This window comes from Vagococcus xieshaowenii, from assembly GCF_004792515.1.
In the GTDB taxonomy this organism is placed as follows: domain Bacteria; phylum Bacillota; class Bacilli; order Lactobacillales; family Vagococcaceae; genus Vagococcus_A; species Vagococcus_A xieshaowenii.
Genome location: NZ_CP038865.1, coordinates 443,608 through 467,887 on the forward strand (window position 1 = coordinate 443,608; position 24,280 = coordinate 467,887).

21 protein-coding genes are annotated in these 24,280 nt (G+C 34.9%); 19 read left to right on the forward strand and 2 right to left on the reverse strand.

The annotated features are described in order from the left end of the window. Positions 1-6: 6 nt before the first annotated feature. The 14 genes from E4Z98_RS02145 to E4Z98_RS02210 all read left to right on the forward strand — a co-directional run bounded on the left by E4Z98_RS02145 (position 7) and on the right by E4Z98_RS02210 (position 15,167). Positions 7-435 (forward strand): hypothetical protein, encoded by a 429-nt coding sequence (locus E4Z98_RS02145; RefSeq protein WP_135253890.1) that lies wholly within the window; start codon positions 7-9, stop codon positions 433-435. Next, positions 422-1,156 (forward strand): WxL domain-containing protein, encoded by a 735-nt coding sequence (locus E4Z98_RS02150; protein WP_135253892.1) that lies wholly within the window; start codon positions 422-424, stop codon positions 1,154-1,156. The genes E4Z98_RS02145 and E4Z98_RS02150 overlap by 14 nt, the downstream gene beginning before the upstream one ends. A gap of 57 nt (positions 1,157-1,213) precedes the next feature. Further along, the gene (locus E4Z98_RS02155) at positions 1,214-2,026 is read left to right on the forward strand and encodes a WxL domain-containing protein (protein WP_135253893.1); all 813 of its coding nucleotides are present in this window, start codon (positions 1,214-1,216) and stop codon (positions 2,024-2,026) included. Between the two features lie 252 nt (positions 2,027-2,278). Then, positions 2,279-3,388 carry an alanine dehydrogenase gene (gene ald / locus E4Z98_RS02160; protein ID WP_135253895.1) on the forward strand — a complete coding sequence of 370 codons (1,110 nt, stop codon included), beginning with the start codon at positions 2,279-2,281 and terminating at the stop codon, positions 3,386-3,388. Further along, positions 3,388-4,392 (forward strand): bifunctional threonine ammonia-lyase/L-serine ammonia-lyase TdcB, encoded by a 1,005-nt coding sequence (gene tdcB, locus E4Z98_RS02165; RefSeq protein ID WP_135253897.1) that lies wholly within the window; start codon positions 3,388-3,390, stop codon positions 4,390-4,392. Before ald ends, tdcB begins: the two co-directional genes overlap by 1 nt. A 221-nt stretch (positions 4,393-4,613) precedes the next feature. Next, complete coding sequence (locus E4Z98_RS02170) at positions 4,614-5,411, forward strand: undecaprenyl pyrophosphate synthase (RefSeq protein WP_135253899.1); 798 nt, start codon at positions 4,614-4,616, stop codon at positions 5,409-5,411. After that, complete coding sequence (locus tag E4Z98_RS02175; protein WP_135253901.1) at positions 5,412-6,221, forward strand: phosphatidate cytidylyltransferase; 810 nt, start codon at positions 5,412-5,414, stop codon at positions 6,219-6,221. A gap of 40 nt (positions 6,222-6,261) precedes the next feature. Then, positions 6,262-7,545: an RIP metalloprotease RseP gene (gene rseP / locus E4Z98_RS02180; RefSeq protein ID WP_135253903.1), complete on the forward strand. Its 1,284-nt coding sequence runs from the start codon at positions 6,262-6,264 to the stop codon at positions 7,543-7,545. Positions 7,546-7,568: 23 nt separating this feature from the next. After that, a complete protein-coding gene (locus E4Z98_RS02185) occupies positions 7,569-9,278 on the forward strand; it encodes a proline--tRNA ligase (protein WP_135253905.1) in 1,710 nt (569 codons plus the stop codon). Between the two features lie 324 nt (positions 9,279-9,602). After that, the gene (gene arcA / locus E4Z98_RS02190; RefSeq protein ID WP_135253907.1) at positions 9,603-10,826 is read left to right on the forward strand and encodes an arginine deiminase; all 1,224 of its coding nucleotides are present in this window, start codon (positions 9,603-9,605) and stop codon (positions 10,824-10,826) included. A gap of 32 nt (positions 10,827-10,858) precedes the next feature. Beyond that, entirely contained in the window at positions 10,859-11,881 is a 1,023-nt protein-coding gene (gene argF / locus E4Z98_RS02195; protein ID WP_135253909.1) for an ornithine carbamoyltransferase, read from the forward strand. 140 nt (positions 11,882-12,021) lie between these two features. Beyond that, positions 12,022-12,954, forward strand: a complete 933-nt coding sequence (arcC, locus tag E4Z98_RS02200; RefSeq protein ID WP_135253911.1) for a carbamate kinase — start codon at positions 12,022-12,024, stop codon at positions 12,952-12,954. 19 nt (positions 12,955-12,973) lie between these two features. Beyond that, complete coding sequence (locus tag E4Z98_RS02205) at positions 12,974-13,669, forward strand: Crp/Fnr family transcriptional regulator (protein WP_135253913.1); 696 nt, start codon at positions 12,974-12,976, stop codon at positions 13,667-13,669. Between the two features lie 46 nt (positions 13,670-13,715). Further along, complete coding sequence (locus E4Z98_RS02210) at positions 13,716-15,167, forward strand: YfcC family protein (RefSeq protein ID WP_135253915.1); 1,452 nt, start codon at positions 13,716-13,718, stop codon at positions 15,165-15,167. A 47-nt stretch (positions 15,168-15,214) separates the two neighbouring features. Here E4Z98_RS02210 and E4Z98_RS02215 read toward each other — a convergent pair whose 3' ends face one another. Both E4Z98_RS02215 and E4Z98_RS02220 read right to left on the reverse strand, forming a co-directional pair. Then, the gene (locus tag E4Z98_RS02215; protein ID WP_135253916.1) at positions 15,215-15,685 is read right to left on the reverse strand and encodes an arginine repressor; all 471 of its coding nucleotides are present in this window, start codon (positions 15,683-15,685) and stop codon (positions 15,215-15,217) included. A 95-nt stretch (positions 15,686-15,780) separates the two neighbouring features. Then, complete coding sequence (locus E4Z98_RS02220) at positions 15,781-16,353, reverse strand: A24 family peptidase (RefSeq protein WP_135253918.1); 573 nt, start codon at positions 16,351-16,353, stop codon at positions 15,781-15,783. A gap of 108 nt (positions 16,354-16,461) precedes the next feature. Between E4Z98_RS02220 and uvrC the strand changes: the two genes are divergently transcribed. The 5 genes from uvrC to E4Z98_RS02245 all read left to right on the forward strand — a co-directional run bounded on the left by uvrC (position 16,462) and on the right by E4Z98_RS02245 (position 24,278). Continuing rightward, positions 16,462-18,249, forward strand: a complete 1,788-nt coding sequence (gene uvrC, locus E4Z98_RS02225; protein ID WP_135253920.1) for an excinuclease ABC subunit UvrC — start codon at positions 16,462-16,464, stop codon at positions 18,247-18,249. A gap of 146 nt (positions 18,250-18,395) precedes the next feature. Then, complete coding sequence (locus tag E4Z98_RS02230) at positions 18,396-18,680, forward strand: hypothetical protein (RefSeq protein ID WP_135253921.1); 285 nt, start codon at positions 18,396-18,398, stop codon at positions 18,678-18,680. 188 nt (positions 18,681-18,868) lie between these two features. Then, positions 18,869-21,166, forward strand: coding sequence for a DNA helicase PcrA (gene pcrA, locus E4Z98_RS02235; protein WP_135253923.1), 2,298 nt, complete (start codon positions 18,869-18,871; stop codon positions 21,164-21,166). A 14-nt stretch (positions 21,167-21,180) separates the two neighbouring features. Next, positions 21,181-23,190, forward strand: a complete 2,010-nt coding sequence (gene ligA / locus E4Z98_RS02240; RefSeq protein WP_135253925.1) for an NAD-dependent DNA ligase LigA — start codon at positions 21,181-21,183, stop codon at positions 23,188-23,190. Positions 23,191-23,192: 2 nt separating this feature from the next. Next, positions 23,193-24,278, forward strand: coding sequence for a CamS family sex pheromone protein (locus E4Z98_RS02245; RefSeq protein ID WP_135253926.1), 1,086 nt, complete (start codon positions 23,193-23,195; stop codon positions 24,276-24,278). Positions 24,279-24,280 lie beyond the last annotated feature (2 nt).

The following is a 24,280-nucleotide window of genomic DNA, read 5'->3' on the forward strand; positions in this document are numbered from 1 at the left end:
GAAAAGATGAAACTTAAAATGAGTCTAGTATTAGTAGGTGTCTCTCTATTGTTTAATATTTTTTCTCCAATGGTAAGTGCCACTGAAAGTAAAAGTTCTATAAAATTTTATATTGAAAACAAAGCACCAATAGAGGAAGAGCAGACAACGATTGTTCCTGAAGAAAATCTGTTGGATGAAGAAACATCAAGTAATGATGTCATTAAGGACAATGAAATTGCTGAACATTCTATTACAAATAATAGAAATCCCGTAGTAGAGTCAAGTAATGATGTAAAAGATACATTAACTTCTAAAGGGATAAAAGAATCGACAGGAAGGTTGCCTCAAACAGGTTTTAGACAACCTAAGTTAGCCATTGTGATGGGAATATTATTTATCATAATCGCTGTAATAATAAAAAAGAAAGAAGGAAGAAAAAATGAAAAAAATTAATTTATTAACAGTCGCTTTATTAGCAAGTAGTGTGTTAGGTGGAACATTAGTCAATGCAGATACAGACAGCAGTGCGACAAGTATAGGTAAAGTAAGTGTGGGTACGCTAACGGAAGAACTTCCAGAAAATCCCGATCCAGAAGGTGGAGGAGAAATTACAGATCCAGAAATTACTAACCCAGAAGGAAGTCGTTTTAAAGTCATTCATGCTTCAAATTTAGAATTTGGAGAGGTAGTAGTAACAGCTAAAGAGCAGATTGTTAAAGCTCAAACATCGGAGGTTACAACAACAAGTGAAGGTGTAGCAAAACGTGTCCCTTGGGTTACAACATATGATATGAGAAATTCAACGGAACGTTCAGATTGGGAATTAAAAGCTTCGGCAACTCCGCTTGAAGATGGTAATGGACACGTTTTACGTGGTGCTGAAATTACATTATATAATTTAAACTATGCTGGAGATTCTGAACGTGCTCCTAAAGCAGAAACAGGTAAGATTACGTTAGGAACTAGTGCTCAAAAATTAGCAACTGCAACAGCCTATTCAGGAGAAGGCACACAGGATACAGGTGTGGGAAGTTGGTCACTTGCAATGGGGTATAAAACAAATGATGAATTAGAAACAGATGGTGTGGAACTTCGTATTCCTTCTAACATCGTTATAAATGAGGGAGTAGAATACACATCAACCATTACTTGGGAAATGGCAACAACTCCATAGAATAAATTGTAAAGAAATGTAAAACAAAAAATATAACAATCAAGGGAGAAATAAATTATGAAAACAATGAAAAATATCATGACAATTGCATTATTAAGCACAGTAGCTTTGGGAGGCACAGTAACATTAGCAGAAAGTAATACATATGATGCGGTAGATTCTGAAGCTACAATTAACTTTGTTAAATCATTAGAAGAAGAAGAAGTAGAAATTCCAGGTATGCCAGATCCTGAAGTTATTGATCCAGAAGATCCAGAGATTGTTGATCCAACTCATCCAGAAAATCCAAATCCAAATCCAAATCCTAGTAATAACTTATTGCGTATTAATTATGTTTCTGATTTTGATTTTGGAACATGGGGAAGCACAAGTAATGCAATTAAAGCATACGCTAAAGCACAGCCAATCTATTTGACAAACGGTAAAGTAAAAGATGTCGCACCTTTCATCTCAACAATTGACAATCGTGGGACAGAGCGTGGAGAAGGATGGACGTTATCAGCAACAGCCTCAGTATTAACAGATGAAAAAGATAACGAATTAAAAGGGGCACAAATTATTTTATCAAATGGTCACTATACAGGTGGAGAATTAGCACCTAAAGGATTTAGTGAAAATAAAAATATTAGTGAAGGTAAACAAACATTAGCCGATACAACAGCCGATACAGGTGCTGGACAATGGTCAATGGCGCTAGGAAATGTTAAAGAGTTTACCACTCAGTTACCTACTAAAGATGATGCGTCTATTTTAGAAGATGTGACGTATAAGATAACTGACGGGGTAAGAATTGAAATCCCACGCAACACAGTAACAAATAATACAGAATATTCAGGAACTATTACTTGGGAATTAGAAACATCTGTATAAGCCTTATTGAGATTTAGCTATTAGCTAAATCTTTTTTTATTTTAACAAGTCAATTTTTTATAAAATGAATGATTTACGGTGTGGGTCCCAGATAATTCGTAGATAATGAGTAAAAGGTGAGAAAACATTAAAAGAAAGTGAAGTTATTCACATGAGTAAATGAAAATTAGATATATTTTTCGTTAAACCCTTGTTTTTTGGTTTTTGTATGATATATTTGTCATATAAAAAAAGAAAGGTGAGGGAATAATTATGAAAATTGGAGTTATTAAAGATCCTAAACAAGGCGAAGCTCGTGTTGGAATGACACCAGAAAATGTAAAAATTCTGACAGAAGCAGGGCATACTGTACTAGTGGATAATAATGCAGGAGAAGGCAGTGGCTTTACCAATGAAATGTACACACAAGCTGGAGGAGAAATTGTTGATACCGATACAGCTTGGGAGGCAGATTTAATAGTAAAAGTAAAAGAACCGATGCCATCTGAATATCATTATTTTAAAAAAGGACAAATCATTTGGGGCTTTCTTCATTTAGCGGCTAACAAAGAATGCGTTCAACAAATGGTTGATAAAGAAATGATAGCGATTTCAGGGGAAAATATTAGTGTGAATGGTGTATTAGAATTATTAAAACCAATGAGTGCTATCGCTGGTAGACGTGCTGTTTGTATGGGGCAATACTATTTAGAAAAACAGCATGGAGGAGAAGGTATTTTATTACCAGGTATTCCTGGTTTAGAAGCAGGAACAATTGTCATTCTTGGTGGAGGAAATGCCGCTGAAAACGCTGCTGATATTGGTGCTAGCTTAGGTTGTCGCGTGATCATTCTAGAATTAAATGAGAATAGATTGAAACAATTAGAAGAGAGATACTCTGGTAAAAATGTAGAATTAATTGAATCTACTACTGAGAATCTTGAGAAATATATTAAGGAAGCAGATATTTTCATTTCAACAGTGTTAATTCCAGGAGCAAAACCACCAAAATTAGTTAAAGAATATATGGTTAAATCAATGAAGCAAGGTAGTGTGTTAGTTGATATTTCTATTGACCAAGGTGGAACAGTTGAAACAATTGATACACCAACAACACATGCTGATCCAGTATTTGAAAAATATGGGGTTATTCATTATGCCGTGCCAAACATGCCAGGTGCTACACCTAGAACCGCTACTATGGCTTTAGCAAAAGGAAATATTAGTTACTTACTTGATATTGCAAATAAAGGTGTACAAAAAGCAATTAAGGATAGTGAAGAATTAAAATCCGGCGTTAGTATGTACGAAGGGAAGATTGTATCCGAAGCATTAGCAGATTCTATAGAAATGAATTTTGTTGAAATGGAGAGTGTTTTATAATGACTAGAATTAATAACTTACCCGTATCTATTGAAGACGTTTACGAAGCTAAAAGTATTATTTCTGAATACGCTCGTGTTACTCCTTTAATAAAATCTTATTATATGAGCTCAATTACTGGTGGAGAAGTGTTTACGAAATTAGAAAACATGCAATTAACCGGCTCATTTAAATTTAGAGGAGCGTTTAATAAAATTTCTCATTTAACCGATGAGCAAAAAGCAAAAGGCGTGATCGCTTGCTCTGCAGGTAATCATGCACAAGGAGTGGCACTAACCTCTAAATTATTAGGAATAAAAAGTACAATCGTTATGCCTCTTACAGCACCACAAGCAAAAGTTGATGCGACAAGAGGTTACGGTTCAGAAGTCATCTTATTTGGACAAACATTTGATGAAGCTAGAGCGAAATGTGAAGAAATCGTTGCAGAAACAGGAGTAACGTTTATTGATCCTTATGATGATGAGTTTGTAATGGCTGGACAAGGAACTATTGGCTTTGAAATTTTAGATGAAATTTGGGATGTGGATAACGTGATTGTCCCTGTTGGCGGAGGCGGTTTGATTTCTGGATTAGCTGTTGCTCTAAAAACATTCAATCCTAATATTAAAATTGTAGGTGTTCAATCAGAAAATATTCATGGAATGACTTCTTCATTTAAAGAAAGAAAAATTACCCCTCATAAAGAAGCAGCAACCATTGCGGATGGTTGTGCAGTAGAAACACCAGGGAACTTAACATTTGAAGTAGTAAATGAATTAGTAGATGAAATGATTTTAGTAAGTGAAGAAGAAATTGAAATTGCTATGAAAGATTTAATTCAACGTTGTAAAGTTGTAGTAGAAGGTGCAGGCGCACTGGCTTCTGCTGCAATAATTAGTGGTAAAATAGATCACTTATTACCAAACAAAAAAACTGTAGCCATTGTTTCTGGCGGTAATGTAGACTTAGCTCGTATTAAAGAAACAGTTGACCACTTTATCGTAGCGACAGAAAAAGTTTAAAAATATAATAGTTGTAATGATAAACCATCGACAAAATCAATGATAATAAAAAATCTGAGACAGTGAGAATTTTTTCGCTTGTTTCAGATTTTTTATTTTTTTTATAGATTAAGATAGCTAGTAAAAGAATCTTCATCAGCTCAATTAACACTTTCTGTAGGTTTTTTCCTTACTTTTTGCTACAATAGTATAGATAGTAATTAATGGAAGGATGTTGTGTGATGTTCCGTTTTTTTCCTCAAAAAAATAAATATCATGTAGAAGAGATGCTTAACACATTTAATCGCGAATTACCTGTTCCACAGCATATTGCAGTTATTATGGATGGTAATGGTCGTTGGGCGAATAATCGTCGTTTACCACGCGTAGCGGGACACAAAGAAGGCATGAATAATGTCAAAAAAATAACAAAAAAAGCAAGTCAATTAGGGGTTAAAGTGTTGACGTTATATGCTTTTTCAACGGAGAATTGGAGACGTCCAGATTCAGAAGTGAGTTTCTTAATGCAGTTACCTGTGGACTTCTTTGATACATTTGTCCCAGAATTAATTGAAGAAAATGTAAAAGTCCAAGTAATAGGCTATACAGATGCCTTGCCAGCGCATACGAAACAAGCTGTTGATTCAGCTATTGAACAAACGGCTCATTGTACAGGGATGATTTTGAACTTTGCATTAAACTATGGCAGTCGTGCAGAGATTCTGACAGGTATTAATCAATTAATTGATGAAGCAAAATCAGGAGAATTAACTGAAGAGGTTACTGAAGAGCTGTTTTCCAATTATTTGATGACATCTGTATTGCCCAAAGCGTATCAAGATCCTGATTTAGTGATTCGTACGAGTGGCGAAGAACGAATTAGTAATTTTTTACTATGGCAAATTGCCTATAGTGAGTTATACTTTTCTAAAGTCTATTGGCCAGATTTTAGTGAGAGTCATTTGGAAGAAGCTATTGGTAGCTTCCAGGCCAGAAATCGCCGTTTTGGTGGTTTAAATGAAACGAAGGAGAATAAGTAAATGAAACAACGTGTGATAACAGCGATCGTTGCGTTGCTGTTTTTTGTTCCAGTTGTCTGGTACGGTGGTGCTTTATTCCAATTAGTGGTTGCATTAATGGGAGTAGTGGGTGTCTATGAATTATTCAAGATGAAAGGCTTATCAATTGTTAGTGTTCAAGGTGTCTTATCAGCTTTAGCGACAATTTTTTTAATCTTACCAAGACAAAATTGGTTTGAATTTTTACCTTATAATATTAACAATTTCCATCTGTTTTTTGTTATGGTCATGCTATTGTTATGTGTGACAGTTTTTTCTAAGAATGAATTTACCTTTGAAGATGTTGCATTTCCTGTATTAACGAGTTTGTATGTGGGAGTTGGTTTTCAAAACTTTGTACTGGCACGAGGCAATGATGCTCAGTTCTTGTTTATTATTTATGGTTTAGCGGTTGTGTGGAGTACAGATATTGGGGCCTATATGGTGGGACGTAAAATTGGTAAAAATAAACTAGCACCTCATATTTCTCCTAATAAAACAATCGAAGGTTCAATTGGAGGGATCATTTGTGCGGTTGTTGCTGCGTTACTAGTTATTGTCTTAAATCCTAGTGGGACAACATTAGCTTATAATTGGGCAGTCATGATTCCCATTACCATTATTCTATCTATTGCAGGTCAAATGGGAGATTTAGTAGAATCAGCTTTTAAACGATTCTATGGCGTGAAAGATTCAGGAAAACTATTACCAGGTCATGGCGGTATTTTAGACCGTTTTGACAGTTTGTTATTTGTATTTCCATTAATGTATATTCTAGGGTTATTTTCTTAAAAATAACCCTCTTACTGTATAAAAAGAAAGGAAGTTACGTATGAAAACATTATTAGTATTTATTTTTGTTTTCGGGTTGATTGTGGTCATCCATGAACTAGGGCATTTTATTTTTGCCAAGCGTTCAGGTATTTTAGTTCGTGAATTTGCCATTGGCATGGGACCAAAGATTTTTAGTCACCGTGATAAATCGGGAACGTTATATACAATTAGAATTTTGCCAATGGGTGGTTATGTCCGAATGGCGGGTATGGGTGAAGAAGAAGTAGCGCTTCCTCCGGGTAAACCGCTGTCAGTCGAGCTAAATGATAAGGGAGATGTTAGCCGAATTAACACGAGTCATAAAGTGACGTTAACCAATGGGATTCCATTGGAGTTATTAGAAGCGGACTTAGAAGATAAGCTGTATTTAAAAGGTTACGTAAACGGCGAAGAAGCAAACGAGACAACGTACACAGTTGATCATGATGCGACCATTATTGAAGAAGATGGCACAGAAGTTCGAATTGCTCCACGAGACGTTCAATTTCAATCAGCCAAATTATACCAACGTATGTTAACGAATTTTGCAGGCCCTCTATTTAATTTTATTTTGACGTTCGTGTTGTTTTTATTAGTATTATTTATGCAAGGTGGCGTAGCAGCAAATGATACATCAAGTTTAATTGGTGGTGTTCAGGCAGATAGTCCAGCCGATAAAGCAGGTATGAAGCCTGATGATCGTATCCTTGAAATTGAAGGAACAAAAGTCACACAGTTTGCTGAAGTTGGCAAACTGTTAGAAAAAACTAAAGATAAGCCAATCAACGTGGTTGTTGAGCGTGAAAAGGCAGAAAAAACCTTAACCTTAACACCTAAAAAAGTAACAGAAAATGGAAAAGACCGTTACATTTTGGGGATTCAAGGTGCGGTTAGACTGAAAAAATTATCTTTCGGGGAAAAATTTAAAGAAGCAGCCGTTCAAACAAAAAATAGTGCGTTAACTATTTTTAATGCCTTGAAAGACTTGATTGCTGGTTTTAGTTTAGATAAATTAGGTGGACCTGTGATGATTTATCAAGCTTCATCAGAATTATCAAATCAAAGTTTTGTGACTATTTTAAGCTTTATTGCGATGTTAAGTGTGAACTTAGGAATTATGAATTTATTACCGATTCCTATGTTAGATGGCGGTAAACTATTGTTTAATATTTTTGAAGGCATTCGTCGCAAACCTTTAAATCAAGAGATAGAAATGAAAATTACTTTAGCAAGTGCGATCTTGTTAATCGGTTTAATTGTATTAGTCACATGGAATGATATTATGAGATTTTTAGGACGCTAGTATTTGGGACTGGGGGATGAAAAATGAAACAGTCAAGTATATTTCTACCTACTTTAAGAGAAAATCCAAGTGAAGCAGAGATTCTTAGCCACCGATTATTATTAAGGGCAGGCTATATTAGACAAGTCGCAAGTGGTATTTATAGCTATTTACCGCTTGCTAAACGTGTCATGGATAGAATGAATGCGATTATTCATGAAGAGTTGGAACAAATGGAAGCACTTGAGATGCAATTACCCTATTTATTACCAAATCGTATAGTAAAAGAGAGCCACCGGTTAGAAACAATTGAAGATAAATTATTTGAATTACATGATCGTAATGAACATTCATTTGTTTTGTCACCTTCATATGAAGAAGCGGTTTTAAGCTTGTTTACAGTAGAAGTGACCTCTTATAAGAAACTTCCATTAATCCTTTATACGACACAAGTGGTTTTTATAGACGAGGAAAGACCAAAGTATGGCTTATTAAAAAGTCGTGAAGGTATTGCACAAATGTCTTACTCTTTTCATGAGACAGAGCAAGATTTATTAGACAGTTATCAGCAAATGGAATCGATGTACCGACGTATTTTGAAGCGATTTGGTTTAGAGTTCAGAACATTGGTTAGTCGTTTTTCTGATGATTTAGGAGCAGATGCAAAAAAATTTATAGCACTTTCAGATGTAGGGGATCAAACAGTTTGTTTCTCCTCAGAAAGTGACTATATTGCGCAGTTAGAATTAGCAACAAGTCTTTATACACCTCAACTTAAAAGAGGAACGTTAGCTGAATTAGAAGAAATAGAGACACCTAATATCAAAACAATTAAAGAATTATCTAGTTTTTTATCGATAGCAGAAGAAAAGGTGATCAAGTCCATTTTATTTATGGCGGATGAAGAGCCGGTATTAGCGTTAGTTCGTGGCGATTATACGGTTAACGAATTTAAACTAAAAAAACTTCTTAATTGTAAAAATTTAAGAGCAGCCGAAGATCAAGAGGTTAGACAATTTACGCAAACTGAGGTAGGCTATATTGGCCCAGTTGGTCTGAGTGATAAATTAAAAATTATTGCGGATGAATATGTTCAAGATATTGAGAATGGTGTGGTTGGGGCCAATAAAACCAATTTTCATTTTATTAATGTTAACTTAGAACGTGATTTTTCTCCAACCCAATTTGCAGATATTCGAATTGTGAAAGAAGGCGAACGCTCACCTGATGGCGAAGGAACCCTTATTTTTACTAAAGGGATTGAAATTGGTCATATTGAAAGCTTAGGATCAGAATTAAGCGAACAGATGGATGCACAGCTAATTGATCGTCACGGGAGAACCGCACCTATTCAAATGGCAGCGTATCATCTAGATATTTCTAGCTTAGTCGCAGCTGTTGCTGAGCAAACATCGGATGAAAAAGGCTTAATATGGCCTAAAGCGATTGCTCCGTTTGATATTCATTTATTGCCTATCAAAGTAACCGATGAGCACCAGTGGCAGTTGACGGTTGAGGTTGAAGAATTATTACAACAGGCAGGTTACGAAACATTAGTGGATGATCGAAACGAAAGTGCTGGTGTAAAATTTAATGATTCAGATTTAATTGGTATTCCAATTAGGGTAACTATTGGTAAAAAAGCGATTGAAAATGTGGTTGAAATTAAATTACGAGAATCAGGAGAATCCATTGAAGTTAGAAAAGATGAACTGATTGCGACTATTGATATCTTAAAGACATCTATCTTGTAAATTGATGAGAATGATGAAATATTGAATAAATTGAAAAAAGACGATTACTTGTTAATCGTCTTTTTTTTGTGAACTAAGTTGTAGGTATTCAATTATTTCGAAGGAAAAAATATTAGTATGCATAAAAAGACTAATTTTTTTTTGTATTTTAATAAGTAATATGAATAAAAAACGGTCAATAAATAAAGCGTTTTCATAAATATAAGTAACATGAAGAGATAATGATTAATAGTTGGCGCTTAAGAAGCCAGGAATTTAACTGTTTAATATTAGGGGTTTGCTAAGATGGAGATGTAAACAAAATTTATGAGGAGGAAATGAACTATGAGTAGTCCAATTAATGTGTATTCTGAAATTGGTAAATTGAAAACGGTGTTACTTCATCGACCGGGTAAAGAGTTAGAAAACTTAATGCCAGACTATTTGGAACGGTTATTATTTGATGATATTCCGTTTCTAAAAGATGCTCAGCAAGAGCATGATCAGTTTGCTAAAGTATTAACAGAAAACGGTGTAGAAGTGTTGTACTTGGAAAATTTAATGGCGGAATCATTAGTATCAGAAGACGTTAAAGAGGCATTCGTTGATGAATATTTATCTGAGGCTAATATTGAAAGCGAAGAAACGATTGCGACTATTAAGCAACTATTAATGAATATTGAAGACAACCGTGAATTGGTAGACAAAACTATGACAGGCATGCAAGTAACAGAATTACCGGATCATGAAAAGAACAGTTTAGTTGATTTAATGGGAAATGATTACCCTTTTGCAATCGATCCAATGCCTAATTTATACTTTACACGTGATAATTTTGCGACTATTGGTAATGGTATTTCCTTAAATCATATGTATTCTGAAACGAGAAATAGAGAAACGATTTATGCACAATATATTTTTGATAATCATCCCAGATTTAAAGACCAAGATATTCCTTATTTATATCATCGAGATGAAGAACACCGACTTGAAGGAGGAGATGAATTAATCCTTTCAAAGAAAGTTTTAGCAGTGGGTATTTCTCAACGAACAGATGCTAAAGCAGTCGAAAAATTAGCACGTAATATTTTTAAAGAAAAGATGAGCTTTGAAACAATTTTGGCTTTTGATATTGGGGAGTATCGGAAATTTATGCATCTAGACACAGTTTTTACTATGGTGGACTATGATAAATTCACGATTCATCCTGAAATTGAAGGGGACTTAACAGTCTATTCTATTACTAAGGGAGAAGACGATTTAGTTATCAAAAAAGAAGTAGATCAATTGGAGCGTATTTTGGCAAAGTATCTACAACTTGAAGCGGTTGAATTAATTCGTTGTGGTGGTGGAGATGTTGCAGCTGCAGCACGTGAACAATGGAATGATGGGTCCAATACGTTAACTATTGCACCAGGTGAAGTTATTGTATATGACCGCAATGTAGTAACTAATGAATTACTGGAAAAAGCAGGACTAACGTTACATAAATTACGTGGAAGTGAATTAGTACGTGGACGTGGAGGCCCTCGTTGTATGAGCATGCCGTTATATCGTGAAGATATTTAATAAAAAATAGAATGGAATGGAGAGAAAATAATATGACATCAGTATTTCAAGGACGTAGCTTATTAGCAGAAAAGGATTTTACACGATCAGAATTAGAATACTTAATTGATTTTAGTATTCATTTAAAAGAATTGAAAAAACATAATATTCCTCATCGCTACTTAGAAGGAAAAAATATTGCCTTATTATTTGAAAAAACATCTACAAGGACCCGTTCAGCGTTTACAACAGCGTCAGTTGATTTAGGCGCACATCCAGAATATCTTGGAGCAAATGATATTCAACTAGGTAAAAAAGAAACGACTGAAGACACTGCTAAAGTATTGGGCAGTATGTTTGATGGTATTGAATTTAGAGGCTTTAGTCAAAAAATGGTAGAAGAATTATCCGAATTTTCAGGTGTCCCTGTTTGGAATGGTTTAACAGATGAATGGCACCCAACACAAATGATTGCTGATTTTATGACGATTAAAGAAAATTTTGGTTCTTTAGAAAATGTTACGTTAGTCTATGTTGGCGATGGAAGGAATAATATGGCAAATAGTTTATTGGTAACTGGTGCAATTTTAGGTGTCAATGTTAGAATCTGTGCACCTCAAGCCTTATTCCCAGAACAAGAAATCGTTGATTATGCAGAAGGATTTGCAGCAGAATCAGGAGCTGAATTGATGATTACTGATAATGTGGAAGAAGGTGTGAAAGGTGCCAATGTATTATATACAGATGTTTGGGTTTCAATGGGGGAAGAAGATAAATTTGAAGAACGTGTGAAGATGTTGCAACCTTATCAATTAAACATGGAGATGATTAATAAAACAGGTAATCAAGAAACAGATAGATTAATTGTGCTACATTGTTTACCTGCATTCCATGATACCAATACGCAATATGGAAAAATGGTAGAAGAGCAATTTGGTGTAAAAGAAATGGAAATTACTGATGAAGTATTTAGAAGTAAGTACGCTCGTCAATTTGAAGAAGCAGAAAATAGAATGCATTCAATTAAAGCTATCATGGCTGCGACGTTAGGTAATTTGTTTATTCCACGCACATAATAACTAGCATTAGAGTGGATAAAGGCAGCATGAATAGATGTTCATGTTGCCTTTATTATTACTATCAATTGGCAAAAATCTGTGGTGAATTTGTCAATTATTTATTAAGTAAATACTTATAATTAAAGAAAGAGGAATGTATGAATAAAAAAATAGTTGTAGCATTAGGTGGCAATGCTATTTTATCAGACAATGCAAGTGCACAATCTCAGCAAGAAGCTTTAATTAAAACAGCTCGTCAATTAGTAGAATTGGTAAAAAAAGGCAACCAACTGATTATTTCTCATGGGAATGGTCCACAGGTTGGTAATTTATTATTGCAACAACAAGCGGCAGATTCTAAAAAAAATCCAGCAATGCCGTTAGATACATGTGTCGCGATGACGCAAGGTAGTATTGGGTATTGGTTAACTAACGCCATGATTAAAGAGTTAAAAGCTGCAGGAATTGAAAAAGAAGTGGTGACTGTGGTAACACAAGTATTAGTAGATGAACATGACGCTGCCTTTAAAAATCCGACAAAACCAATTGGTCCTTTTCTAACAAAAGAAGAAGCCCAGGAGCAGATGACGTTAACAGGTGCTACATTCAAAGAAGATGCCGGTCGTGGTTGGCGCAAGGTGGTTGCGAGCCCACAACCAACAATGATTGTCGAATATAAAGTAATCAATCATCTAGTGGAAGAAGATATGATCACAATATCCGCTGGTGGTGGTGGAATTCCAGTTGTAGGTGATGAATTAAGAGGAGTCGAAGCAGTGATAGATAAAGACTATGCTTCTGCTAAATTAGCTGAGTTAGTGAAGGCAGATCAATTAATAATTTTAACAGGTGTGGCTAATGTAGCAATTAATTTTGGTCAAGAAAATGAAGAAAAACTTGAGAAGGTAAGTGTTTCAGAGTTAGAAAGCTATAAAGAAGAGGGACATTTTGCTCCAGGAAGTATGTTGCCAAAAATTGAAGCTGCGATTGATTATGTTAACAACAATCCAAGTAGTCAAGCAGTCATTACCTCATTGGAAAATTTAGCGTTTTTAGGGAACAAAGGAGTAGGAACCATAATCAGTCACTAGTTGATTAAGGAGTGTTAGTATGCAAAAAAGCAGAGAAATCACTTTTCTGAAAAGGTACAAAGATTTTTGTTACTTTACAGAAGAAGAATTTATGGAAATAGAAAAATATACTTATTTACGATCATACAAAAAGGGACAAGTGTTGTTTGATTTAGGTGATGAAAGAAATCGCATGTATTTGTTGAAGTCAGGTGTTGTAAAAATAGAAAAAATTGATTTTACCGGAGAATTTGAGTATATCGACTTTCTAAATCAAGGAACGTTGTTTCCGAAAATAGGGTTTTTATTTGATGAAGATTATTATTTCTCTGCCGTTGCTTATACAGACATTGAGGTGTACTACTTACCCAAAGAGATTTATGAAAAATTAATTCAGCATAACGCTTCCCAATTAATGAATTATATTAGAAGCCAATCTGATTGTATGAAACGGCAAATGTTGAAAAATCAAAAAGGTATTGCCAATAATGCGATTCATCGTTTGTCCTTTTCATTGGCTGTTATTTTGGAAGATTTTGGGACTATTTCTTATGAAGGTGGATATGAGGTTGGTTTTCCTATTACAATTAATGATTTATCGAAACTTGCAGGAATAACAAGAGAAACCGCCAGTTCAATTATTAAACAATTAGAATGTCAGGGCAGAATAAACTATTACAAAAAAAGACTAGTTTTTATGGATACAAATTATTTTATGGAATATCTCAATGATTAATTGATGAGAGAGGAGTGGCGTTACAAAGGTAGCGCCTAAAAAAGAAATGGAAGAAAAAAAACAACGGAAATCGCTATCGTCGTTTAGTATCCTGTTCATTATTATTATCGTGTTGGGGATTATCACAAAATTTTTAGATGGAGCTAAATTTACACCAATGGAACTAAGGGATACAGGGGAAACAGTTAGTCAAGTAATAGGGGCAAACGTATTTGATGTCGTAATGTCTCCTTTTTATGGATTTAAAGATGCGATTGATATTTGTATATTTATTTTAGTTCTAGGTGGTTTTTTGAATATTGTGACGAAGACAGGTGCATTAGAAGCTGGTATTCAAAATGTTGTAAAAAAACTAAAAGGCAATGAGTTAGTTATTATTCCTATTTTAATGTTCCTGTTTTCAGTTGGTGGTTCTACTTATGGCATGGCAGAAGAAACGATTCCTTTTTATGGTTTATTAGGTTTGACAATGGTAGCTGCGGGGTTTGATACGATAGTTTCTGTAGGAACCGTGATGCTAGGTGCCGGAGCTGGTGTAATTGGTTCAACCGTTAATCCGTTTGCCACAGGTGTGGCGATGGATGCTTTAAAGGGCATTAATATTCAACCTAAGACAGGATTAATCATGCTGATTGGTTTGGTTTTATGGGCATTAACAACAGCGTATGCTATTTTTGTGGTAATGAGTTATGCTAAAAAAGTGAAAAATGAAAAAGGTTCTACTATTTTATCCTTACAAGAACAAGATGATATGCAAGAACACTTTGCAAAAGGTTTTGATGATAAGGTTGTTTTTACAAGTAAGCATAAAATGATTTTATCTGTTTTTGCTATCACATTCTTAGTGATGATTGTGTCATTGATTCCGTGGGGAGATTTTGGTATTACTATTTTTGATAAATGGACAACCTTTTTAACAGGTGAGCCATTTGGTGCTTGGTATTTTGGTGATTTAGCCATGTGGTTCTTCATTATGGGCATTGTTATCGCATTGATTTCAAGGATGTCAGAAGGAGATATTATTGAGACATTTATTGATGGTTCAAAAGATATATTATCCGTCGTACTGATTATTGTAGTGGCACGTGGCGCTTCAGTATTAATGTCAACGACGCATTTAGATTTATATATTTTAGATAAATCAGCTAACTTATTACAGGGCTTATCACCTATTCTGTTTGTTATAGGTGCCTATATAATCTATGTGCTGTTATCTTTCTTAATCCCGTCTACTTCTGGATTAGCCTACGTTTCCATTCCAGTTATGGGTGCGTTAGCTAATAAAGTAGGATTGAGTGCAGATGTCATGATTATGATTTTTGTTTCAGCATGTGGTGTTGTGAATTTAATTACGCCAACATCTGGTGTTGTTATGGGGGGATTAGAAGTTTCAAAAGTTAATTATACAACGTGGACCAAATTTATGTTTAAACACATCGTGGTTATTACAGCAATGAATTTAATTGTCTTAATAATTGCGATGTTAATGGCAAAATAATAGCAAAAAAAACATGAACTTAGAGCAACCTTCTAAGTTCATGTTTTTTAAATATATTGTTTGAAATATTCGTTAACAATTTGAGCTTCTTCTTTGCTTTTAGAAATAATTAAAACAGTATCGTCTCCTGCAAGACAAGCGACAATTTCTTTGAAGATTGAACGTAAGCTATCGATTAATACACCGATAATTTGTCCGTTGCCCGGAAAGGCAGTAATGATATTCATAAATTCAACTTGTGTAATGTCAGTTGCTGATTCAGATAGTACATTGATTAATTTTTCTTCATCAGAAATTTTCTTTTTTGCTTTGGTAGTAGTGTTGAGGATTCGGTAATATGACTTACCATCATTATTATGACTTTTAACAATATTTAATTCACGAATATCTCTTGAAATAGTGGCTTGCGTAATCGCTACATGTTCATTCTCTAAATATTCAACTAATTGTTGTTGATTTTCAATGTTGTGTTCAGTGATGACTTTTTTGATAATATTATGTCTCTCAGCTTTTCTCAATTACGTTCACTCCTTTTGTATATTATAACAACAAATAGAGCGTTGGTAAATTTAATATTTATTAATTAATGCAAATAAAGTGGCATAAAAATACTTTAATAATACCATAATGAAAGAAGCAGTCCCATGAAGATAAATGGAACAAAAGGAATAGCACGTGTAGTGGCACTCCTTTTGATAATAGTGAGACTAAGTAAATAGACAAGTGCAAGACTGCTAGCAAAGAATAAGAGATAGGTAAATTGAATAAGCGATAATTGTAAAAATAGAATGAATAATAATTTAATATCCCCTAAGCCGATAGTTGGGAAATAATCCCATGTTGAAAGTGTGGCAATCACAAGATAAGCAATGGTTATCACGCTTAATTGAAATAAACTATGAGGCACACATAATAAGCTAATTAATAATTGAGTAAGAAGGATGATAGGAGAAACAACTTGATAATAAAGATCTGAAATCGCCTGTGTATAACACAAGTAAATCACTAGAGTTATTCCAAATATTTGTGGATAGGAACAAAGGCTATAAAGTATACTTGTGGATAAACAAGTAATAAAGAGGAAAGGTTCAGATAGCCAAAGAGTCCATCTTTCCGATTTGAATTCTGTTGGTATTAACACGATGGGTAATAACGTTAAACCAATAATTAAACCAAATGTAGCCAAAAAATTACCTCCTTTTGTTAAAATATAATACGTGAATAACAAAGAGAGTCATTTTTGTTTTTATAGGTCCATTTCATGTATACTTATAGTAGACAAAGAGGTGAGTGGATGAATGAAACGATCAATCATAAATTATCGTTACTGCCAACTAATCCAGGCTGTTATTTGATGAAAGATAAGCATGGAACGATTATTTATGTAGGAAAAGCTAAAAATTTAAGAAATCGGGTAAAGTCATATTTCAGAGGAAGCCATGATACAAAGACCGAGCGCTTAGTGAGTGAAATTGTCGATTTTGAATACATCGTGACGGAATCCAATACGGAAGCTTTAGTATTGGAAATTAATTTAATTCAAGAGAATCAACCAAAATATAACATCATGTTAAAAGATGATAAGTACTATCCGTTTATTAAGATTACTAATGAGCGTTACCCACGCTTATTAATCACAAGAAAAGTTAAAAAAGATAAAGCTCTTTATTTTGGTCCATATCCAGACGTTCATTCGGCTAATGAAACAAAAAAAATTCTAGATAAATTATATCCATTAAGAAAATGTCAGAAACTGCCGAAAGAAGTGTGTTTATATTATCATCTAGGGCAATGTTTAGCACCATGTGTATATGATATTAATCCCAAGGTATACGAAGGGATGATTCAAGATATTAAACATTTTTTAAAAGGAGATGGTTACAAGGAGGTCATCCGTCAGCTAGAATCTTTTATGCAAGATGCTGCTGAAAGCATGGCCTTTGAACGTGCGGCTGAATTGCGAGATCAAATAGCCGCAATCAAAGGAGTAATGGAGAAACAAAAAATGACCTTAACAGATTTTGTGGACCGTGACATTTTTGGCTACCATGTGGATAAAGGCTGGATGTGTGTTCAAGTATTCTTTATCCGTCAAGGGAAAATGATTCAACGAGATGTGTCGATTTTTCCATTTTATAATGAAGCTGAGGAAGATTTTTTAACTTATTTGGGTCAGTTTTACTTAGAAAACCAGCACTTTAAGCCAAAAGAAATCTTTATTCCAGATACAATTGACCAAGAAAGTGCACAAGTATTATTACAAACGAAGGTGATACAACCTAAAAAAGGTGAAAAGAAACAGTTAGTGGAGTTGGCAAATAAAAATGCTCGCGTTTCTTTAGAACAGAAGTTTGAATTAATTGAGCGTAAAACGGAGCGTACGATGGGCGCTGTCGAAGGATTAGGCGAAGCATTAAATATTCCAGTTCCTATTCGCATCGAAGCCTTTGATAACTCTAACATTATGGGAACAAGTCCAGTATCGGCTATGGTAGTGTTTTTAAATGGTCAACCTGCAAAAAATGAATACCGAAAATATAAAATAAAAACAGTAGAAGGACCAGACGATTACGCTACGATGAAAGAAGTGATTTACCGTCGCTATTCAAAAGTCTTACGAGATAATTTGCCGTTTCCTGATTTGGTTATTATTGATGGAGGGAAAGGACAAATTGAAGCAGCACGAGATGTACTGGAAAATCAATTAGGGTTAGATATTCCTATTGCGGGGTTAGCCAAAAATGAGCAACATAAAACGAGTGAATTATTATATGGGCAACCATTGGAAATTGTTCCTTTAAAGCGTCAATCTAATGAGTTTTTCTTACTACAGCGAATACAAGATGAGGTCCATCGCTTTGCCATCACTTTCCATCGACAAGTTAGAAGTAAAAATAGTTTTGCTTCTAAGTTGGATGGGATAGAAGGCTTAGGCCCAAAACGCAAACAATTATTATTAAAGCATTATAAGTCGGTTAAAAATATCATGCAGGCAACTGCTGAAGAAATAAATGAAGTGGGCGTACCGCTAAAAGTGGCTCAAGAAGTAGTTAAACAATTACATGAAAAGCTGAATAGTTAGGAAGAAGTAGCGTTACCACAGTGTATGATTCACGTCTACTATGAGAAGAATGAAGTCTGTTTTTTATTGAGATGACAACCTAAATGATTCATGCTATAATCATTCAGTAAAAAAATCGAGAGATAAATGAAAGAAAAGGAATAATTATGGTACAAATTGTTTGTAGTTTGTTAATTTTTGGAAGCAGTATTGGCTACTTAGTGTTGTTGGCGAAATTAAAGCAAAATAAGCTAACAGAAAAGGTGTTGTCTAACGCCAGTCAATTGACATTTAGCTGTTATTTGCTAAGTTTTGCTGTGTATTTGCTGTATTGTCAAACATCAGGTATGACGGTAAAAAAATTAATTGCCGCGTTTTTTATTAATGTTGCATTTGTTTGTGTCATACATGTTTTTGGCATCATTTATTATCAAAGAAAATTATCTAAATAATCAATTAATTAAGCATAATAAAAGTCACGAGTACGTCTAGAACGGATTCGTGATTTTTTGATTTATGTATTTTATTATTTTTTTGTAAAAAAACTAAAAAAGCATGAAATAGTAGTGAATCGTAAGAGAAGTTTTGATGATTTTTTGATATAATAAGAAGGATTGTAAATTCAGAGAGGACGTTGTCAATGTTATCAAACCACTCTTTATTAGATGGGATGAATCCCAAACAAAAAGAAGCGGTAAAAATTACCGAAGGGCCGTTATTAATTATGGCGGGCGCGGGTAGTGGTAAGACGCGTGTCTTAACACATCGTATCGCTTATCTTATCCAAGAAAAAGAGGTCAATCCTTGGAATATCTTGGCAATTACCTTTACCAATAAAGCAGCGCGTGAAATGAAAGAGCGTATTGCCAAAATTGTGAAGGAAGACAGTGAGGCTATTTGGGTCTCAACCTTTCACTCAATGTGTGTTCGTATTTTAAGACGTGATGTTGACTTGATTGGTTATAACAGTAATTTTACTATCTTAGACAGTTCTGAACAGCTAACTCTGATGAAACGAATTGTCAAAGAACTAAATGTGGACCCTAAAAAGTTTGAACCAAGAGCTATTTTGGGTAAAATTAGCCAAGCAAAAAATGAATTAAAGACCGCTGAAAGCTATGATGATTTCCAAGGAGATTATTTCCAAGGAATTGTTGCTAAAGCTTATAAAATGTATCAAAAAGAATTGCGTATGAATCAGTCAATGGACTTTGATGATTTGATTATGCTAACGATTCGTTTGTTTAATGAGCATCCAGATGTTTTGAAATTTTATCAAAATAAATTTCATTATATCCATGTCGATGAATATCAAGATACGAACCATGCACAATATACTTTAGTTAACATGTTAGCGGCACGCTTTAAAAATTTATGTGTCGTTGGAGATGCTGATCAAAGTATTTACGGTTGGCGTGGTGCGGATATGCAAAATATTTTGGATTTTGAAAAAGATTATCCACAAGCAAAAGTCGTACTATTAGAGCAAAATTACCGTTCAACTAAAAATATTTTAGAAGCGGCCAATAATGTGATTAATAATAATGACAATCGTCGTAAAAAAGACTTATGGACAGAAAATTCAGATGGTGAAAAAATCACTTATTATCGTGGACAAACAGAACGAGATGAAGCGCGTTTCATTGTGGAAAATATCCAAACACTAAAAGTACAAGAAAACTATACCAATGGTGATTTTGCGGTACTTTATCGCACGAACGCTCAGTCGCGTGCCGTTGAGGATATGTTTGTAAAATCTAATATTCCTTATACGATGGTCGGCGGTCATAAATTCTATGATCGTAAAGAAATTAAGGATATTATGGCTTACTTGCGTTTGATTTCTAACCCAATGGATTCGCTAAGTTTTGAACGTGTGGTCAATGAACCAAAGCGTGGTATAGGAGCAACATCGATTAATAAGTTAAGAGACTTTGCCTCTATCCATGAATGGAGTTTATTAGAAGCAGCAACAAATGTTGATTTGACCAATATTACAGGAAAAGCGTCAACGGAGCTGTATAAATTTTCGCAGTTAATCGCAGACTGCCAGAAGATGATTCCTTATATGACGGTGACAGAGTTAGTTGAAGAAATACTAAAACGCAGTGGTTACTCGGCAAGCCTTGTTGCACAAAATAATTTAGAAGCTGAAACCCGCTTAGAAAACTTGGATGAATTCTTAACAGTAACTAAGGAATTCGACAAACAATTTGTGGCTTCTGAAGAAGAACCTGATGAAATGAAATTAACGTTGTTCTTAAATGATTTAGCGTTAGTTTCTGATATTGATAATTTGGAAGAAGAGCAACAGTCTCAAGTAACGATGATGACTCTGCATGCCGCAAAAGGATTGGAATTTCCAGTAGTCTTTTTAATCGGAATGGAAGAAGGTCTGTTTCCTTCTCAACGTACGATGGATGAACCAGAGGGCTTAGAAGAGGAGCGTCGCTTGGCGTATGTCGGTATTACTCGAGCAGAGCGGAAATTATTTTTAACAAACAGCTCATCTCGTATGCTGTATGGCCGTACGCAAACCAATAGTCCGTCTCGTTTTATTCGTGAAATCAACCAAGACTTACTAGAAAGTGAAGGACAAGGAGTAGCTACTTATTATGGTGGGAATGCTACAACCTTTGCAAGTCAACGTTCTACCAGTGCCCCAAGAGGTTTTTCACAACGAAGTGTTCCAACCAATACAACGGCTAACCGTAGTATATATGGACAAAGAACAACTAAGCCAGTTAGTGATAAAAAAGAAACAGGTGGTGATCAGGCTGATTGGCGCTTAGGAGATAAAGTGATCCATAAAATGTGGGGAGAAGGAACAGTTGTGAAGGTGAATGGTTCACGCCAAGACTTGGAGCTAGATGTTGCTTTTCCATCACAAGGGATTAAACGTTTAATGGCTGCTTTTGCACCAATTAAGAAAAAGTAAAGGAACGAAACATCATGACAGAAAATCAACAAACTAAAATGCTCGAATTAAATCGTTTGTTAAAACAATATGCTAAAGAATATTATGAGCAAGATCAACCTTCTGTCACCGATGCAGAATATGATCGTTTATACCAGGAATTGGTCACACTAGAAGATGCCTTTCCAGAGTTGACATTAGCAGATTCCATCACACAAGTTGTGGGAGGACAAATTTCATCAGGTTTTGAAAAAGTTCATCATGAAACAGCGATGTTGAGTCTGGGTAATGCATTTAGCTATGAAGATTTAGTTGCATTTGAAGAACGAATTAAAAAACTCGTATCAGGACCTATTCATTATAATTGTGAATTAAAAATTGATGGACTAGCCATTTCGTTGAAATACCAAGAAGGTAAATTTATTCAAGGAGCGACACGTGGTGACGGTAAAATCGGTGAAAATATTACAGAGAATTTAAAACAAGTCAAAGACATTCCTCAAGTATTGCCAGAACCTTTAACGCTAGAAGTTCGTGGCGAGTGTTTTATGCCTAAATCTTCATTTGTCGAATTAAATGAAGAACGTGAAGCACAAGGAGAGAATATTTTTGCTAATCCACGTAACGCAGCAGCAGGGAGCTTAAGACAACTAGATACACGCGTGGTGGCTAAACGTAATTTAAGTAGTTTTATTTATGCGATTGCTACACCAGAAGTATTAGCCTTAACATCACAATCGGACGGGCTGTCGAAAATGTCAGCCTTAGGTTTTCATATTAATCCTGAAGCAGTTGTTTGTGCATCAATCGATGATGTGTGGGCTTATATTCAAAAATACCAAGAGCTACGTCATGACTTACCATACGAAATTGATGGCATTGTGATAAAGGTGAATGAGTTTACGTTACAAGAGGCAATAGGTTATACGGTCAAAGCGCCAAAATGGGCCATTGCCTATAAGTTTCCAGCTGAAGAAGCTCAAACAAAATTATTAGCCATTGAGTGGACAGTCGGTCGAACAGGCGTCGTTACACCAACTGCTGTTATGGAACCTGTACAGTTAGCAGGCACGACAGTTGCTCGTGCAAGCTTACATAATATGGACTTAATTGTGGCACGTGATATTCGTTTGAATGATGAGGTCATGGTTCATAAGGCAGGAGACATTATTCCTGAAGTGACACGTTCACTTGCTAACAAGCGTGATCATGATAGCCAACCTTATTCAGCACCAACACATTGTCCTGAATGTCATAGTGAGTTGGTTCATTTAGATGAAGAAGTTGCTTTACGTTGTATTAATCCCATGTGTCCAGCACAAATTAAAGAAGGCGTGATTCATTTTGTTTCACGTAATGCGATGAATATTGACGGTATGGGACCACGAGTGATTGAACAACTATTTGAAAAAGAGTTGATCAAAGACGTAGCGGATTTATATAAACTAACATTAGAACAATTGCTAACTATGGATAAAGTCAAAGAAAAATCAGCCAATAATTTACTACAAGCAATTGAAGCAAGCAAGCAAAATTCTTTAGAACGTTTATTATTTGGTTTAGGTATTCGCCATGTAGGCGCCAAGGCTGCTCAGTTAATAGCAGAACACTTCGGTACTATGGCTGCCATACAACAGACAACACGTGAAGAATTAACAGCGATTGATTCTTTAGGAGAAGTTATTGCCGATAGTTTAGTGACGTATTTTGATAAAGAAGAAGCAAAATTGTTGGTTCGTGAGTTAGAAGATGTGGGGGTTAACTTAACCTATAAAGGATTGACCACGGCTGAAAAAGCAACGGTTGATTCTGTTTTTCAAGGGAAAACGGTAGTGCTGACTGGAACATTAACAACTTACAAACGAAATGATGCGAAGAAATTAATCGAATCATTAGGTGGAAAAGTGACAGGAAGTGTATCGAAAAAAACAGATTTGGTTATTGCTGGTGAAGAAGCGGGTAGTAAATTAACAAAAGCACAGGCATTAGGTGTCACAGTCTGGACAGAAGCTCAAATGGTCGATGCTTTTGAAAGAGGTGAATAAGAATGAAAAAATATATGGTTAGTATGTTAGCCTTGAGTGTTTTAGTATTAAGTGCTTGTGGCAATTTAGAAGAAAGTGGCGGTAAAGTCACAACGAAAAAAACGACTAATGATAAAGTGGTAACAACCGGTACAGTGAGTGACGACAGCTATCAAGCGTTATTGATAGATGGAACTTATAAGACGAGTGTTGCTAGAACGATGGCAGCTAATCGTTTGAATAGTAATTATAATTTAGAAAATTTTGATCGAGGCTTAATTGAATTATCAAAAGAAAGTTTTAAAACAAAAGACTATTACTTACAAGAAGGGCAGTATTTAACGTCAGAAGACTTAAAAAGCTGGTTAAGCCGTGAAACGTCAACTAATAAATTAGGTTTAAATCCAAAAAGTGAGAAAGAACCATTAGTTTTGCAACAAATAATAGAAAAAAACTTTTTAGCAATGGATTCACAAAAATTAGGTGGTATAAGCTTAGGGATTGCCTTAAATAGTGTAGATTATTCAACAGATCCTGCAACGGAAATTAGTGATGAAGTGATTCAAACACAAGGCAAAAAGATTGCGGCTCAAGTCATCAAACGCGTGCGTGCAATTGAAGGCGTAGGTAAAAATACCCCTATTAAAATAGGCTTATTCAAACAAGCCTCTAAAACAAGTGTAGCAGGTGGTACTTACTTTGCTACAGCGACGAGTAAAAAAGGCGACAAGCTAGATGACTGGACAGAAGTTAATGAATCGTATATTTCTTTAGCGACTGATAGTAGTCAATCACTAGATGATGGCTTAGAAACTAAGTACACAGATTTCAAACGAAATGTCCAAGGATTTTTCCCGAATTTAAGTGGTTTCTCAGGAACGGCTTATTATCGTAATGATGAGTTACAGCAATTAAGTATTGTTATTGAATCAAATTATTATAGTGTTTCTGAATTAGAAAGTTTCACGCAATTTGTCGGAAGTAGCTTGTCATCAATTTTTAAAATTGAAGCAGGTGTAACGGTTCAAATCAATCAATTAAATAATACGAAGGCTGTTGTAATTAAACCAACCGGTGAATCAGAGATTACAGCTCAAGTCTTTCAATAATA